Consider the following 15,902-nt stretch of genomic DNA (forward strand, 5'->3'; position numbering starts at 1 on the left):
CGGGTTTTATCGCGCCGGGCGTCCCGCCTCAACCGCGCTGCCCGGACGGGGCGCGTGGGCGATGACGGGGCGGCGCCGATCAGCACCATATTGGTAGAGCGCCGCCATCCTGCCAGCACGATTCCAGGCGAAAGCGCTGGCTGACCCGCCGCTGCCCGCGCATCGTCAACCGGCCACGGGGCCGGACGCGCGGGCGCCGGCGCGGCGGCTTCGCCTCTGCTAGGCCCGGCGCGCGCCCCCGAAGGCGCCGCGCAAGGCCCGGAAGGCGGGCGCGAGCAGGTGCTCGACCGTCGGGATCAGCAGAGCGCCGAGCGCCAGCCCGAAGACGCCGGATGCCGCCGCGCCGGCCAGCCAGCCCGCGAAGCCGGGCGCGGGCGGCAGCAGGGCGGCCCCCGCGGCCTCGGCTGCGTGCAGCGCGTGGCCGGCAGCCGCCAGGCCGAACTCCTCCAGGCCATGGATCACGATGCCGCCGCCGACCCAGAGCATCGCCGCCGTGCCCACCACCGCGAGCGCCTTCAGGAAGGCCGGCATGCCAGCCACCAGCCCGCGCCCGACCAGGCGCAGCGCGCCGCTGCCGCCGGCGGCCAGCGACACGCCGGCATCATCCGCCTTCACGATCAGCGCCACCGCGCCATAGACGACGACGGTGATCGCGACACCGACCACCGCCAGCACCACCCCCTGCATCAGCAGCGAGCCGGTCGAGACTGTGGCCAGCGTGATCGCCATGATCTCGGCCGAGAGGATGAAGTCGGTGCGGATCGCGCCGGCGACCTTGGTGTCCTCCAGCGCCTGCGGATCGGGCGGCGCCACGCCGACCGCCGCCTCGTGGCCATGGGCGGCGTGCGGCGCGATGGCCTCATAGACCTTCTCGGCGCCCTCGTAGCAGAGGAACGCACCGCCGAGCACCAGCAGCGGCGTGATCGCCCAGGGCGCGAAGGCGCTGAGCGCCAGCGCGGCGGGCAGCAGGAAGACCAGCTTGTTGCGCAGCGATCCGATGGCGATGCGGCGGACGATCGGCAGCTCGCGCGCGGCCGCGAAGCCGACCACGTAGCGCGGCGTGACGGCGGCATCGTCGATCACCACGCCGGCGGCCTTGGCGCCCGCCTTGCCGGCCTGCGCCGCCACGTCGTCCAGCGAGGCGGCGGCCATCTTGGCGATGCCGGCGATATCGTCGAGCAGGGCGAGGAGGCCGGTGGCCATTCGTCGAGGTTCCGATCCGGGAAAGGTGGCAACATAGAGAGCGCCGCCGTGTGGCGCGACCCTGGTTCCTCCCCGGGATTTCCCGCCTGGGGGTGATGCGCCTGGTCTGGTCCGGTGGCGCGGATCAGGCCTTCTCCCCGCGCGTGCCCGTCATCCCGCGGCGGGCGCCGGCTTCGCCGTCGGCGGCCGGAAACCATGCGCTGGTGCGGTTGGCGAAGGCGACCAGCGAGAGCATCACCGGCACCTCGACGAGCACGCCGACAACGGTCACCAGCGCCGCGCCCGAGTTCAGCCCGAACAGGCCGATGGCAACCGCGACCGCAAGCTCGAAGAAGTTGGAGGTGCCGATCAGCGCGCAGGGGGCGGCGACGTTGAACGGCACGCGCCAGAGATACGCCGCGCCATAGGCCAGCGCGAAGATGCCGTAGGACTGGATCAGCAGCGGCACCGCGATCAGCGCGATCAGCAGCGGCTGCTCCAGGATGACGCGCCCCTGGAAGCCGAACAGCAGCACGACGGTCGCGAGCAGGCCGAGCACCGAAAGCGGCTTGACGCGGCCGGTGAAGCGCTGGACCTCCGCTTCGCCCAGCGCACCCGGCCCGGCCCGACCGGTGAGACGCAGCCTGGTTGCGACGCCGGCGGCGAGCGGGATGACCACGTAGAGCAGGACGGAGAGCAGCAGCGTCTCCCACGGCACGGCGATGTCGGTGACGCCGAGCAGCAGCGCGACGATCGGCGCGAAGGCGAAGATCATCACCACGTCGTTCAGCGAGACCTGCACCAGCGTGTAGTTGGCATCGCCCCGCGTCATCTGCGACCAGACGAAGACCATCGCGGTGCAGGGTGCGGCACCCAGCAGGATGAGGCCGGCGATGTACTGGCCGGCATTGGCGGGATCGATCAGGCCGCCGAAGACATGCTCGAAGAACAGCACGCCAAGCGCCGCCATGGTGAAGGGCTTCACAAGCCAGTTGACCACCAGGGTGATCACCAGCCCCTTCGGGCGCTCGTGGACGCGGCGGAGGCTGGAGAAGTCCACCGCCACCATCATCGGGTAGACCATGAACCAGATGAGCACCGCGACCACGAAGTTGACCGAGCCGTATTCGAGGCCGGCGAGCAGCCGGAACGCGCCCGGGAAGAGGCTGCCGAGCGCGATGCCCGCGGCGATGCACAGGGCGACCCAGAGCGAGAGATAGCGTTCGAAGGAGGACATGCGGCCCGGTTTCCTGGCGATTCGGGGCGGTGGCTGGAGCGGAATGGCCCTGAATGTGCCCAGGATCATTCCGGTCCGGCCGCTGGGGAGTTGGCGATTCGCGCCCTGGCGTGCCCGACTGCGGGCACACCCCAGGGTGATCGCGGGCTAGAGGGCGGCGACCAGCTCCTTGAGGCGCGCGAGGCCCTCGCGGTGCAGGCGGTAGCAGATGCGCGGCCCGTCCACCTCGCCCTCGATCAGCCCGGCTGCCTTGAGGATGCGGAGGTGTTCGGAGACGGTGGACTGGGCGAGTTCCAGGTCGGCCACGATGTCGCAGCCGATGCAGCCCTCGCGGCGCGCGAGCAGCCGCAGCACGCGGACCCTCGCCGGGTGCGCCAGGGCCCTGGCCAGCTTCGCGAGGTCCTCGTCGGCGGCGATCGGCCGCGGGGGGGTGCGTCTGCTCACGTCCCTGTGACTTTCGTTCGCCTATCGTCGAAGAACGATATAATCGGCGCTGCCGGATCGGGCAAGGGACATGAGGGCCTCGTCATACCCCATGATCGAGCCACATACCCGTCTCGCCCCGCTGGTCGGTCCGACCCGCCTTGCCGCGCTGCGAGGTGCGAAACGGCATCCACCTGCGGGCCGCGCGCCGGCGTCAGATCACCGCATGGCGCACGCGCGCGGAGAGCCACTCGCTGACCGCAACGGTGCCGAGGATCAGGATGAAGATCATCGTCACCTGTGGCCAGGCGAGCGTGTTGATCGAGGCCTGCAGCTGCATCCCGATGCCGCCGGCGCCGACCAGGCCGAGCACCGTCGCCTCCCGGATGTTGATGTCCCAGCGGAACACCGAGATGCCGGCGAAGGCCGGCATCACCTGCGGCACGATGGCCCAGCCCAGCACCTGCGCGCGCGAGGCGCCGGTGGCCGTCACCGCCTCCACCTGGGTGCGGTCGATCTCCTCGATCGCCTCGTAGAGCAGCTTGGCGATGAAGCCGACGGAGCGCAGCGCGATCGCGAGGATCCCGGCCAGCATCCCCGGCCCGAACACGATCACCAGGATCAGCGCCCAGATGAGGGAGTTGATCGAGCGGCTGGCGACGATGACGAACAGCACCACCGGCCGCACGAACAGCACCGAGGGCGTGGTGTTGTGCGCCGCCAGGAAGGCCAGCGGGAAGCCGACGACGATGGCCAGCGCAGTGCCGAGCGTCGCGATGTTGATGGTGTCCCACATCGGCTTCCAGAGCTGGTCCACGTAGCCCCAGGAAGGCGGGAACATCCGCCCGATCAGGTCCGCGCCCTGGGTCGGCGCGTCCCACACGAAGGCCCAGATCGTGCGGCCGGAGATGAACTCGAAGCAGGCCAGCGTCAGTGCCAGCGCGGCGAGCCAGCCGGCCCATACCATCAGATCCTGCCGCGGTGCGCGGCGGCGCCAGGCGGGCAGGCCCTCCGCGGTCATGCTCACCGGCATCTCACTGCACCTTCCGCCGGATCCAGGAGGAGGCGTATTCGGCCGCCAGCACGATGATGATGATGATCAGCAGCACCGCCGCCGCGGTGTCGAACTCGTAGCGGTCGAAGGCGGTGTTCAGCGTGTCGCCGATGCCGCCGGCGCCCACCAGGCCGAGCACCGCGCTTTCCCGGAAGTTGATGTCGAGCCGGTAGGCCGAGAGCCCGATCAGGCGCGGCCGGACCTGCGGCAGGATGCCCCAGGCGAGCAGCTGGAACCAGGAGGCGCCAGTGGCCCGCACGGCCTCGGCCTGTTCCTCGGCGATGTCCTCGATGTCCTCGGCGATCAGCTTCGCCATGAAGCCGATGGTGGCGAAGGCCAGCGTCAGCATGCCCGCCAAGGGGCCGAAGCCGACCATCGCCACGAAGACGATGGCGATGATGATCTCCTGGAAGGTTCGGCTCAGCGCGATGATGCCGCGGCAGACCAGGTAGATCGGCAGCGGCGCCAGGTTGCGCGCCGCGCCGACCGCGACGGGGATGGAGAGCGCGACGCCGATCACGGTGGAGACCACCGTCATCGTCAGGCTCTCCAGCAGGCCCTCGACGATGTCGGTGCGCTTGGATGTGAAGTCGGGCGGGAAGAAGCCGGAAACGAAGCGCAGGCCGCGCTCCACGCCCTCGGCCGCGCGGGCCCAGTTCACCTCGATGCTGCCGGCGGCGAGCACGGCATAGAGCAGCGCGCCGAGATAGATGGCGTAGCGCAGCAGCGGAGAGGCGATCAGCGGCGGCGGCCGCCAGGCGCGCGCGGCGGCCGCGGCGTCGAAGGTGGTGGCGCTCATGCCGCCACGGCGTCCTCCGCCTCCTCCTCGGCGGCGCGGATGGTCTGCGACCAGTCCTCCTCGCCGTAGATGGTGGTCAGCACCTCGGCGGTGAGTTCCGTCGCCGGGCCGTCGAAGACGATCTCGCCGGCGCGCAGGCCGACGATGCGGCGGGCGAATTGCTGGGCCAGCGCGACGTCGTGGATGTTGATGATGGCGGCAAGCCCGCGCTCCTCGCAGAGCTCCACGATCAGCCGCATGATCTGGCGGCTGGTCTTGGGATCGAGGCTCGCGGTGGGCTCGTCCACCAGCAGCAGTTGCGGGTCCTGCATCAGCGCGCGCACGATGCCGACTCGCTGGCGCTGGCCGCCGGAGAGTGCATCGGCGCGCTTGTCCACCATGTGGTCGAGCCCGACGCGGTGCAGCAGGCGGAACGCCTCCTCCAGGTCGCGGCGGGGGAAGCGGCGGAACCAGGAGGGCCAGAAGCCGACATAGCCGAGCCGGCCGGAGAGCACGTTCTCCATGACCGTCAGCCGCTCGACCAGCGCGTATTCCTGGAAGATCATCCCCATCCGCCGCCGCGCGCGCCGCAGCGCGCCCGAGGACAGCCGGGTCAGCTCCGTCCCGTCCAGCACGATGCTGCCGGAGGTGGGCTCCACCAGCCGGTTGACGCAGCGGATCAGCGAGGACTTGCCGGCACCGGACGGCCCGATCAGCGCCATCACCTGGCCCTTCGGCACGGCGAGGTCCACGGCTTTCAGTGCCAGGTCACCCGTCGGGTAGCGCTTGGTCAGGCCGGTGATGGTCAGCAGCATGTCGTTGTCCTGGCGCCGCGGCGGACCGGCCCGGACTGCTCCGGGCCGGCATGCTTCAGTTGCTCAGCGGCAGGTGTAGCGGACGCCGATGGCTTCATCGATCTGCCGCACCACGCCCCAATGCTGGCGGTAGGTGATCGGGATGAAGGCCTCGGCGGGCGGCACGTTCTTCTCGAACTCGCGCAGCAGGGCGGTGCCCTGCCAGTTGAAGGTCTCGAAGGCCTTGCGGACATTGGCGGCGAGTTCCGGCGCCAGGTTGTGCGCGTGGCCGTACGCGGTGGTCGGGAACGGGTCGCTGCGGTAGATCGTGCGCAGCCGCGCCGGGTCCACCGCGTTGCGGGCGACCATGCGGGTCAATACCGAGTTGGCGATCGCCGCCGCCTCGTAGTCGCGGTTGGCGACGCCGATGATCGAGTTGTCGTGCCGGCCGGAGAAGGCGGTGCGGAAGTCGCGGTCGGCGCGCAGGCCGAACTGGCTTTCGAGCAGGGCGGAGGGCGCCTTGAAGCCGGAGTTGGAGGTCTGCGCGGTGAAGGCGACCAGCCGGCCGCGCAGGTCCTCGATCCGCTGGATCGGACCATCCGCCTGGACGATGATCTCCATGTTGTAGCCGAACTCGCCCTGCCGGCTGGCCATCATGCTGAAGGGAGCGAAGCCAGCGCAGTTCACCGCCAGTGGGGTGGAGCCCGTGTTGAAGCCCGCCACGTGCAGGCGGCCGGCGCGCATCGCCTCGATCTGCGCGGCGTTGGACTGCACCGCGAAGAACTGCACGCGCTTGCCGGTGGTGCGCGCCAGGTGGTCCATGAACTCCTGCCAGACCGTGCGGTAGACGGAGGGATCCTCGACCGGCGTATAGGCGAAGACCAGCACCGGCGGGTCCACCAGCTCGCGTGGGTTGGTCGGCGCGTCGGCCACGAGATCCCCGTCGCGGTCGCAGAAGCGGGCATCGAGGTTGCCGCGCGGGCAGTCCTGCGCCTGCGCCCGCGCCGGCAACGGCGGCGCCGCCAATGCGGCCAGCACGGCGAGCGTGAGAATGCGTCGCAGCATGAACCTCTCCTTCCCGACGATGATTCCGGCCCCCCGTGGCGAGCCGGTCAGCGCCTGTCTGTTGCAGCAGGATCAAGATTGCACGCCGGTCATCCGCTTGTCAGCCTCCCGTTGCGGGGATGCTGACAGGCGGCATGCGGGCTGTGCGAGAGGCGGCCGGTCGCCGGCGCGATGGCCGCTGGCGCGCCGCTGCCCATCTCGCGGCCGTGATCGCTTTCGGCGTAGGCTCTGCCGTGCCTGCCCGCCTGGTGCATGCGGCCGATCGATCCGGATCGGGCTGAGGAGAAGCTTATGCGCCGTCGCCTCCTGACGCTGTCCCTCCTTATGGCGGTCGCGCTCGCCGCGGCGGGGGGCTTTGCCTATCTCCGATTCTGGCGTCCGCTCGATGTCCAAGTCGCCGAGGTCAGCCGGGATGTGCGCGTGACGGTGTTCGGGCTCGGCGCGATCGAGGCGCGCGTGCTCTCCCGAGTCGGCTTCGAGGTCGCGGGAAGGCTGGTCGAGGTCAGCGCCGACCACGGCGACCAGGTCCCGGCCGGCGCCGTGCTCGCCCGCCTCGACAGCGCGAGCCAGGAGGCGCGGGTTGCCCGCGCCGAGGCGGCCGTGCTGTCCGCCGAGGCGGCCGCCGCGCGCGCCGAGGCGCAGCGTGACCGGGCGGAGGCACTGCTCGCGCAGCGCCAGTCCACGGCGCGACGGCGGCGGGAACTCGCCAGCCAGGGTGTCGGCAGCCGGGAAGCCGCGGAACTCGCCGAGACGGAAGCCGCCGCCGCGCAGGCCGACGTGGCGCTGAACCGCGCCGATGCCGCCGTCGCGCGCGCGGCGCAGGCGGAAGCACGGGCGAACCTCCAGGCCGAGCGCGTCGCACTCGGCAAGCACACGCTCGCCGCGCCCTTCGACGCCGTGGTGATCGCGCGCAGCCGCGAGCCCGGCACGGCGCTCAACCCCGGCGAGGTGGTGTTCACGCTGGTGGCGCCCGGCAGCCTCTGGGCCCTGGCCTATGTCGATGAGGGACGGGCGGGCGACCTCGCGCTCGGCCAGCCGGCGACGGTGACGCTGCGCAGCCGGCCCGGCCTGCCCATCCCGGCGGAGGTCGTCCGGATCGGCCTCGAAGCCGACCGGGTGACGGAGGAGCGGCGAGTCCATGTGAAGTGCACGGCCTGCCCCACCGTCCCGGTGATCGGCGAGCAGGCCGAGGTCGTGATCGAGACCGGCCGCCTGCCCGCCGCGCGGCTCGTGCCGGAGGCCGCCGTGCACGGCTTCGACGGCGCCTTCGGGACGGTGTGGACGATCGAGCAGGGACGCCTCGCGCAGCGGCGCATCCGCTTCGCCGCACGGCTGATCGATGCGCGGCTCGCCATCACCGATGGGCTGCCGGCGGAGATCCCCGTCGTGGTGCAGCCGGGCACAGGCTTCGCACCGGGCCGCGCGGCGCGCGCGGTCGCCGCGCCATGAACCTCGCCCTGGCCGATATCCGCCACACGCTCGGCCGCTTCCTGCTCACCTGCGTCGGCCTCGGGCTGCTGATGGCCGTCGCGCTCTCCATGGTCGGCATCTACCAGGGTGTCGTGACCGAGGCGCTTGCCCTCTCACGCAGCCTGCGCGCCGACCTCTGGGTGGTGGAATCGGGCACGCGCGGTCCCTTCGCCGAATCCTCGCGCCTGCCCGGCGACATCCGCGAGGCCGTGGCGCGGATGCCGGGCGTCGCCGCCGCGGGCAGCATCACCTTGCGGACGGCGGAGGCCCATACGCAGCGCGGCATCATCCGCGTGCAGGTGATGGGGTATGAGCCGGGGCGGCCGGGCGGCCCCTCCCACATCGCCAGCGGCCGCGGCCTGGGCGGCACGCGGCGCGACATGGTGGTGGACCAGCGTTCGGGCCTTCCGCTCGGCGCCTCGGTGACGCTGGGCGGGGACCGCTACCGCGTGGTCGGCACGACGCGCGGGCTCGTCGCTTCGGGCGGCGACCCGCTGGCGTTCGTCCATCTGCGCGACAGCCAGGAGCTGCAGTTCAAGCTGGCGCCGCCGGCGGCACGCCGGGCGCTGGCCGTCGGAGAGGGCACGGGGTCGGTCGACACGGTGAATGCCGTCATCGCCCGCCTGCACCCCGGCGCCGACCCCGCCAACGTCGCCGAGACGGTGCGGCGCTGGAAGCACCTCTCCGCGCTGACGGATGCCGAGCAGTCCACGCTGCTGACGCGCTCGGTGGTCGATCGCGCACGCGTCCAGCTCGGCATGTTCACGGTGGTGCTGCTGTTCGTCTCCGCCGTGATCATCGCGCTGATCATCTACACCATGACCATGGACAAGATGCGGGAGATCGCGACGCTGAAGCTGATCGGCGCGCCGGATCGCACGATCATCGGCCTGGTGATGCAGCAGGCGCTGATGCTGGGCGGCGCCGCCTATGCCGCGGCCATCGTCGTGGTCTTCTCGGTGCGCGATGTCTTCCCGCGTGCTGTCGCCCTCGGTCCGGCCGAGATCGCCGTCATGGCCGGCGTGGTCGGCTTGATCTGCCTGCTCGGCAGCCTGCTCTCGATCCGTGCGGCGATGCGGATCGAGCCGCAGCAGGCGCTGGGAGGCTGAGCAATGCCCATCCCGCTGGTCGAGATCGAGCGGCTGAGCAAGACCTTCGGCGAAGGCGAGACCGCCGTGCACGCGCTCACCGGTATCGACCTCTCGGTTGCCGCCGGAGAGGTCGTTGGGCTGAAGGGGCCCTCGGGGAGCGGCAAGTCCACCTTGCTGAACGTGGTGGCCTGCATCCTGGAGCCGAGTGCCGGGCGACTCGCCCTCGCCGGGCAGACGGTGTGGGATGGCCGCTACCGCAATTCCGACCTGCGCCGCCTGCGACGCGAGCACATCGGCTTCATCTTCCAGTTCCACAACCTGCTGCCGTTCCTGAACGCGATCGACAACGTCGCCCTGGCGATGACCGTGGCCGGCGTCGAGGTCGGCATCGCGCGGAGCCGGGCGCGCGAGTTGCTCGACTACCTGCAGGTGGGCAGGCGCGCGACCGCCATGCCGGCGCGGCTCTCGGGCGGGGAGGCGCAGCGCGTCGCCATCGCGCGCGCGCTCGCCAACCGTCCGCAGGTCATCCTGGCCGACGAGCCGACGGCGGCGCTCGATTCCGAGCGCGCACGGGTGGTGATGGATCTGCTGCGCCAGGTCGCACGCGAGCAGCAGGCGGCGATCCTCGTGGTCACGCACGACGAGAAGATCTTCGACCGTTTCGACCGCATGGTCGCGCTGCGCGACGGGCGGATCGAGGCTGGTCCGTAGAGCGTCTTGCGTCCGGATCTCTCGTGCCAGATCGTCCCTGCCCATGGACGGACGGTACCCGCAGCAGGCGCCGCACCGGCCTCTCGGAGGTCGTGATGCGCCTCGGAAGGCTGCTTCCCGCGCGCGGCGGGAGGGGGACGGACTGCACGCCGGCCGTCCCTGCGCTCCGGGCCGTACAAACGTACGTAGCCGACTACCCGACGCGCGAGGCTCGACTCCTGCACGACAGGCGAGGCCGTCGACTGGTGGGGATCGGGGTCGCTGGTCGTGACTTCCGACGAGCCGAGCCTGTCGGCCCTCATGATCAGTGATTGCCGCCGCCACTGATTTAGTTGAGCTTTTCGGCGATCTCCGACTCCGATTCCCCCTCGCTATCGGCCACCATGCGACGCGCTGATCAGGATCAGCCTCGATCACGAGATCGGCGGCGTCGTCGAGAAAGTAGAGATCATCGCCCGCGCCGCCATCGAGGTCGCCGCCGCCGCCGGTCAGCGTATCGGCGCCGCCGAGACCGGAGAGCCGGCTGGCGCCATCATTGCCGGTGCTGGCGTTGGCGAACTCGTTGCCGGTGCCTGCCAGGTCGGCGCTGCCCGTCAGCACCAGCGCCTCGATCTCCTGCCCCGCGGCCAGGGTGACATCGACCGCGGCGAGGAGGGTGTCGCTGCCCGCGGCGTCGGTCACGGCATCAGCGGCGCTGTCCACGAGGTAGCTGTCATTACCCGCGCCGCCGGCCATGGAATCGGCGCACAGCCCGCCATCCAGGCTGTCGTCGCCACCGTTGCCGAGCAGGGTATCGCCGGCGCCGCCGCCGGTCAGCGTATCGGCACCGCTGCCGCCGAGGAGGGCGTCGTTGCCGCCGGCCCCCTCCAGCCGCAGGGCGTGGGCGATGCTGGCCCCGGTGTCGAAGTCTTGCCCGCTGACGCGGTCGCTGCCGGCGCCGCCGATGACACCCTCGATGCCGAGCAGCGTGTCGATGCCGCTCAGGCCATTGGTCTGGGGCTGGCTGACGCCGGCGCTGCCGCCGGCCAGGGCGATGACGATCCGCTGCGCCGCCGTGTTGGCGCTGTAGTCAACGACATCGGAGTCGTCGCCCAGAAAGTTGCTGCTGCCGCCGCCCACCAGCGTGTCGTCGCCGTCGGAGCCGACCAGCGTCTCCGCGCCAGCGCCGCCTATGAGGCTGTCGCCGAAGTGCGAGCCGGAGACGCGCTCGATGCTGTCGAGCAGGTCGCTGCCAGCGCCCGACGCGGTCCCGCGGCCGAGATCCACCGTGACGCCCGCAGCGGCGGAGGGGTAGTCGACAGAATCAATGCCGGGACCGCCGTCAAGGCTGTCGTTGCCGAGCCTGCCGTCGAGGAGGTCGTCCCCCTCGCCGCCCAGCAACATGTCATCACCCACGCCCCCGGCCAGGGTATCGTTGCCACCACGGCCCCCGAACCGCTTGGGCAATGGGTCAGAACCGGCAGCACTGATCGGCCCCCATCGGGTGGTCCGCTGTGAATGTTAGTTCAGCGTAGGCCTCGGCGCCACGACTTGTGTGCTCGGCAGAGCCACCACCTCGGCCTCACGCAGGCTGTAGAAGATCTCGCCATCCAGCAGCTGTCCCGCAGGCGCGCGTTGAACGACTCCACATAGCCATTCTCCCACGGACTGCCGGGCGTGATGTACGCCGCCTTCGCCCCGACCGGCGCGATCCAGCCCTGCACCGCCTTGGCCACGAACTCAGGGCCGTTGTCGGAGCGGATGTGGGCGGGCACGCCGCGCAGGATGAACAGGTCGGACAGCTAGTCGATCACGTCTGCAGCCTTGAGCTTGCGCCCGACACGGATGGCCAGGCACTCGTGGGTGAACTCGTCGATCACGTTCAGCAGCCTGAACCGGCGACCGTCATGGGTGCGGTCCTCCATGAAATCGTAGCTCCAGACATGGTTCGGCCGCTCTGGCCGCAGCCGGATGCAGGAGCCGTCGGCCAGCCACAACCGCCCGCGCTTTGGCTGCCGCGGCGGCACCTTCAGCCCCTCCCGCCGCCTGAGCCTGCGGCGTCCGAGGCAGTGCCTCGGACCCGCTCCACCCGCTTGTCATTCACCAGCCAGCCCGCATCCCTCAGCAGGGCCGTGACCTTGCGGTAGCCGTAGCGGCCATACTGCCGGGCCAGCTCGATGATGTCGGCCGTCAGCCGCTCCTCGTCGTCGCAGCCCCGCGGCGCCTTGCGCTGGCTCGAGCGGTGCTGACCGAGCACCGCACAGGTGCGGCGCTCGGAGATCCCCATCGTGTGCACGATGTGCTCGACACAGGCGCGTCGGCATCGTCGATGCCAGTTTTGCAGGGAATGCCCGCTTGCGCCTTGCTCGCCTCGACCGACTTCGCGCTGCGCGTCCTGATGCGCCTGGCCGCGGATCCGGCACGGCACCGCAGCACCGAGGCCCCGGCCGGGGAGGTCGGGGTGCCCCGCAACCACCTCCACAAGATCGTCCACGACCTGGCGGGAGCGGGACTGGTGCGCGCCCTTCGCGGGGCGCGCGGCGGTGTCATGCTGGCCCGACCGCCGGCCCGATGGCGGCGCCTGCTGCCTGGCGGCGGAGTGCCGTCTGCGCAGCGCGCTGTGGCGGGCGCGGGAGGCGTTCCTCGGCGTGCTTGATGCCACGATGCTCGCCGACTGCATCGGGTGGCCACCGGCAGCGTTACAACATGTTGTGGGTGACAGCCTGATCTGAACACCATATCTTGGGTCTGCCGACTCGGCTGGACGAGCGGAAAGGAAGGCCCTGATGGATGGTTCCCTGCCCGGCGCACGCGCCCTTCGCCGTGCCGCGATCCCCGGCGCGAGCTTCGGTGAGGCACCGCTGCCGGCCCGCCCGCTCGATCCCGGCATGGGTGTCGCCGTCGCGCGCCGCACCGTTTTCCGGCCCGCGGACGGCGACGACTTCGGCCGCGTTGCGGAGCGCGTGGCGGCGGGGAACATGGCGCTGCTGGGCAACCGCGCCGACGCCCTCGAGCGGGCAAGGCTGCGCAATGCGATCGCGACCGGCGCCCTGATCACCTCCGGCCGTCACCTGCAGCATGGCGACGCCGCGCAGCCGACCCGGAACATGGAGGTCTTCACCAACTGCGCGACGGCCATCGCCTCCTTCGCGCTGTTCTACCTGCTGCTGAACGGCAGCGGCGTCGGCCGCGCCTATGACGACGACCTGGTCGCGGTGGACTGGAGCCGGGCGCCGCGCGTGCTGCTGCACCTCTTGCCCTCGCATCCGGACTTCCCCGATACGCGCGAGGAGCTTCACCACTTCGGCACGGAGTTCGGCCTGCTGCCCTGGGGAACCTCGCTCGATGCGATGTCGGAGGCGGAGGAGGCGGCGATCCGGGAATGGATCGCGCGCGAGTTCCTCTGCGATCCGGCCGAGGCGCCGCCGGACGCGATCCGCCACGCCGTCGGCGACAGCCGCGAAGGTTGGGCAAAGGCGGTCGAACTGCTCGAGAGCCTGGCCTTCGCCGGCGCGGCGGACCGCACGCTGCTGCTGGACTTCTCGGCGATCCGACCGCGCGGCGCGCCGATCGGCGGCATGCAGGGCCGGCCGGCCTCCGGTCCCCTCTCGCTGATGCGCGGCCTCGTCAGCCTGCGCGCGCATGTCATCGAGCCCGCGCGACATCGCGCGCCGGATGACGAGGCGCTGCAGCCCTGGGAGCAGGCGCTGCTTGTGGATCACTACCTCTCCGTCGAGGTGCAGGTGGGCGGTGCCCGCCGCGCCGCGCGCATGGCCACCAAGTCCTGGCGCGACCCCGGCATCTTCCGCTTCATCCGCGCCAAGTCCGAGGGCGGGCTCTGGACCGCGAACAACTCGGTGATGGTGGACGCCGAGTTCTGGGAAGCGGTGCGTGCCGCCCGCGCCGGCAGCCGCGCGCCACTACCGCGCCACGCGCTCGCCGTCTTCGATGAGGCGACGCGCTGTGGCTTCATCAATGGCGAGCCGGGCTTCATCAACGGCGACCGGCTCGAGGATCACCGAACCGGCACAGCCTGGCGGAAGCCGGTGCACGAGGATGGGCGCGACCTCCGCTCCGCGCGCTACCAGGCGGACCACGCGGTGCCGCTGCTGGCGGAGCTGTCGCGACGTGCCCAGACGTCACGCTTCCCCGCGACCACCAATCCTTGCGGGGAGATCACGCTGCACGTCACCGGCGGTTACTGCGTCATCGCCGATTTCGCCCCGCTGCTCGCCTGCCCCTTGGATCTGGCGCAGCTCGCGCCCGGCGCGGTGCCACAGGATGTCGCGGCCGAGTGGGATGCGCGGGTGGAGGACAGCGTGCGCCTCGGCGTGCGCTTCCTGATGCGCGCGAACCTGATGGACGCGCTCTATGCGGAGGAGGTCCGGCGCACCAACCGCATGGGCATCGGCCCAACCGGCCTGCATGAATGGGCCTGGATGCGCTGGGGCCTGGGCTTCGGCGACCTGCTGGACGAGGCGCGCTCCGCCCCCTTCTGGACCGCCTTGGCGCATCTGTCCGATGCGGCGAAGCAGGAGGGCGAGGCCTATGCGGCGGAGCTCGGCCTCGTCACGCCCTTCACCGTCACCACGGTCAAGCCGGCCGGCACCACGAGCAAGCTGTTCGGCCTGACCGAGGGCGCGCATCTGCCGGCGCGCCGCCAGTATCTCCGCTGGGTCCAGTTCAAGGGCACGCGCGATGCCGCTGGGGGCTGGGCGGCCGATGCCGACGCGCTGCTCGCCGACTACGAGGCGCGCGGCTATCCGGTGCGGACGCTCCGCTCCTTTCCCGGCATGGCGATCGTCGGCTTCCCGACCCTGCCGCTCATCCAGCGCCTCGGCATCGGGGAGCGGCTGGTTACGGCGCCGGAGGCGACGCCGGAACAGCAATATCGCTGGCTGGGCCTGCTGGAGCGGCATTGGATCGGCGCGGAGCGCGGCAACCAGGTCTCCTACACGCTGAAGGTCTTCACCGACCGCCACGACCTGGAGGCCTTCCGCGATATCGTGCTCGAGCACCAGCCGCGCACGCGCTGCTGCGCGGTGCTGCCGAGCCGGCCAGACCATTCGCTTGGCTACGAATACCTTCCGGAGGAGGAAATGCCGCTCGCCCACTTCATGGACTTGGTGGACCAGATCGAGGACCAGGCGCTGCACGAGGCGGTGGACATGGCGCACCTCGCCTGCGCATCGGGGGTGTGTCCGCTTTGATTGCTGTTGGGTGCACGCCGCGCGAGTTCAGCCGAGCAGTGCGCGACGCTCCAGCAGTGCCGCAATCAGTATCACGGGCATACCGACGGCGTTGATCGCCTTGCCGACCGTGAGAGCGCGCGCGAGGACGCTCCAGGCCTCGCGCCGCACCCGGGCGGCGCAGGGCGCATGACGTTCTCGGCGCAGCGCCAGATCGAGACCAGGATCCACAGCGTGTAGGTGGCTCCGAACGTGATTCCGGCCAGCGCCCAGCCGAGCCCGGCGCGTCCGGCAAGCGGCGGCCCGGCGATAGCGGGCGATCGGGTTGCCATGCGCGAGTACGGCCATGACGATCTCCCATAACTTGCGGCGCCTTGGTTGACCTTCGTCAAGGGAAACGCAGAGGGGCCCTCATCTTCCGGCGCCGCGTGGCCAACTGATCCGGCGCAAGACCTGTGTCAGGTCGGCGCGAGAGCAGGACGCCAAATCGTCCGCGCATCGCCTCGCGCGCCGCCTGCGGAGGCGGATCTTCGAGCGGTGCCCGCACCCAGGCGGCAGCGTGATAGCGGCTGCGGCAGTCGCGCATGTGAGAGCCCGGGGCCGCGTAACGATGCAGCCCGGCGGGTGGCGGAGCATCACCGCGGAGCGCGAAACATCTGTCGTCGCACAGGGCTGCCGTCGCCTGACGCCAAAGCCACGCCCAGGAGGAACGGACACCAATGGCCGAACGCCTGACAAGGGCAGCGACACGCAACATCCTCTACGGTGCGATAGCTGAGACTTGATCGGACAGTCTGTGTTGGTTCTCGAAGGATGGAGCCGGTGGGCGAGGCGCGGTCCTTGCCCTCGCGCTCGGACCGCGGCCCGCCCACCGGCGGGACGGAGAACCTGGAGATGACACAGGAACAGAAGATCATTCGCGCCAAAGT

At 70.9% G+C, this 15,902-nt stretch carries 13 protein-coding genes and 2 pseudogenes; 5 read left to right on the plus strand and 10 right to left on the minus strand.

The features are described 5' to 3' along the window. Nucleotides 1–219: 219 nt before the first annotated feature. The 7 genes from ACESM1_RS20210 to phnD form a co-directional block, all read right to left on the minus strand. Entirely contained in the window at nt 220–1,203 is a 984-nt protein-coding gene (locus ACESM1_RS20210; protein ID WP_372623010.1) for a DUF808 domain-containing protein, read from the minus strand. Between the two features lie 124 nt (nt 1,204–1,327). Continuing rightward, nucleotides 1,328–2,419, minus strand: coding sequence for an ACR3 family arsenite efflux transporter (gene arsB / locus ACESM1_RS20215; protein ID WP_372623011.1), 1,092 nt, complete (start codon nt 2,417–2,419; stop codon nt 1,328–1,330). A gap of 147 nt (nt 2,420–2,566) precedes the next feature. Then, on the minus strand, nt 2,567–2,863 hold the full coding sequence (locus ACESM1_RS20220) for an ArsR/SmtB family transcription factor (RefSeq protein WP_372623012.1): 297 nt from the start codon (nt 2,861–2,863) through the stop codon (nt 2,567–2,569). A gap of 193 nt (nt 2,864–3,056) precedes the next feature. Further along, nucleotides 3,057–3,863, minus strand: coding sequence for a phosphonate ABC transporter, permease protein PhnE (gene phnE, locus ACESM1_RS20225; RefSeq protein ID WP_411278376.1), 807 nt, complete (start codon nt 3,861–3,863; stop codon nt 3,057–3,059). Between the two features lie 13 nt (nt 3,864–3,876). Then, on the minus strand, nt 3,877–4,695 hold the full coding sequence (phnE, locus tag ACESM1_RS20230) for a phosphonate ABC transporter, permease protein PhnE (RefSeq protein ID WP_372623014.1): 819 nt from the start codon (nt 4,693–4,695) through the stop codon (nt 3,877–3,879). Next, nucleotides 4,692–5,489 (minus strand): phosphonate ABC transporter ATP-binding protein, encoded by a 798-nt coding sequence (phnC, locus tag ACESM1_RS20235; RefSeq protein ID WP_411278375.1) that lies wholly within the window; start codon nt 5,487–5,489, stop codon nt 4,692–4,694. Before phnC ends, phnE (ACESM1_RS20230) begins: the two co-directional genes overlap by 4 nt. A 63-nt stretch (nt 5,490–5,552) precedes the next feature. Further along, nucleotides 5,553–6,533 carry a phosphate/phosphite/phosphonate ABC transporter substrate-binding protein gene (phnD, locus tag ACESM1_RS20240; RefSeq protein WP_372623015.1) on the minus strand — a complete coding sequence of 327 codons (981 nt, stop codon included), beginning with the start codon at nt 6,531–6,533 and terminating at the stop codon, nt 5,553–5,555. 291 nt (nt 6,534–6,824) lie between these two features. Here phnD and ACESM1_RS20245 point away from each other — a divergent pair, with 291 nt between their 5' ends. Genes ACESM1_RS20245 through ACESM1_RS20255 form a run of 3 tightly spaced genes read left to right on the plus strand, consistent with a single transcriptional unit; the run spans nt 6,825 to nt 9,805 of the window. Continuing rightward, nucleotides 6,825–7,982 (plus strand): efflux RND transporter periplasmic adaptor subunit, encoded by a 1,158-nt coding sequence (locus tag ACESM1_RS20245; protein ID WP_372623016.1) that lies wholly within the window; start codon nt 6,825–6,827, stop codon nt 7,980–7,982. Next, nucleotides 7,979–9,112, plus strand: a complete 1,134-nt coding sequence (locus tag ACESM1_RS20250) for an ABC transporter permease (RefSeq protein WP_372623017.1) — start codon at nt 7,979–7,981, stop codon at nt 9,110–9,112. Before ACESM1_RS20245 ends, ACESM1_RS20250 begins: the two co-directional genes overlap by 4 nt. Nucleotides 9,113–9,115: 3 nt before the next feature. Continuing rightward, entirely contained in the window at nt 9,116–9,805 is a 690-nt protein-coding gene (locus tag ACESM1_RS20255; protein ID WP_372623018.1) for an ABC transporter ATP-binding protein, read from the plus strand. A 720-nt stretch (nt 9,806–10,525) separates the two neighbouring features. Here ACESM1_RS20255 and ACESM1_RS20260 read toward each other — a convergent pair. Further along, nucleotides 10,526–11,188: pseudogene (locus ACESM1_RS20260) on the minus strand (calcium-binding protein); the annotation flags it as partial. A 117-nt stretch (nt 11,189–11,305) separates the two neighbouring features. Next, a pseudogene (locus ACESM1_RS20265) lies at nt 11,306–12,104 on the minus strand (IS3 family transposase); the annotation flags it as partial. 78 nt (nt 12,105–12,182) lie between these two features. Here ACESM1_RS20265 and ACESM1_RS20270 point away from each other — a divergent pair. Together ACESM1_RS20270 and ACESM1_RS20275 are read left to right on the plus strand one after the other, a co-directional pair. Then, nucleotides 12,183–12,440 carry an Rrf2 family transcriptional regulator gene (locus ACESM1_RS20270; RefSeq protein ID WP_372623019.1) on the plus strand — a complete coding sequence of 86 codons (258 nt, stop codon included), beginning with the start codon at nt 12,183–12,185 and terminating at the stop codon, nt 12,438–12,440. Between the two features lie 130 nt (nt 12,441–12,570). Then, nucleotides 12,571–14,994 carry a recombinase gene (locus ACESM1_RS20275; RefSeq protein ID WP_372623020.1) on the plus strand — a complete coding sequence of 808 codons (2,424 nt, stop codon included), beginning with the start codon at nt 12,571–12,573 and terminating at the stop codon, nt 14,992–14,994. A gap of 27 nt (nt 14,995–15,021) precedes the next feature. On the opposite strand, the gene ACESM1_RS20280 is transcribed toward ACESM1_RS20275, so the two are convergent. Further along, the gene (locus tag ACESM1_RS20280; RefSeq protein ID WP_372623021.1) at nt 15,022–15,204 is read right to left on the minus strand and encodes a hypothetical protein; all 183 of its coding nucleotides are present in this window, start codon (nt 15,202–15,204) and stop codon (nt 15,022–15,024) included. Nucleotides 15,205–15,902 lie beyond the last annotated feature (698 nt).

Source organism: Falsiroseomonas sp. (genome assembly GCF_041690465.1).
Lineage (GTDB): Bacteria > Pseudomonadota > Alphaproteobacteria > Acetobacterales > Acetobacteraceae > Falsiroseomonas.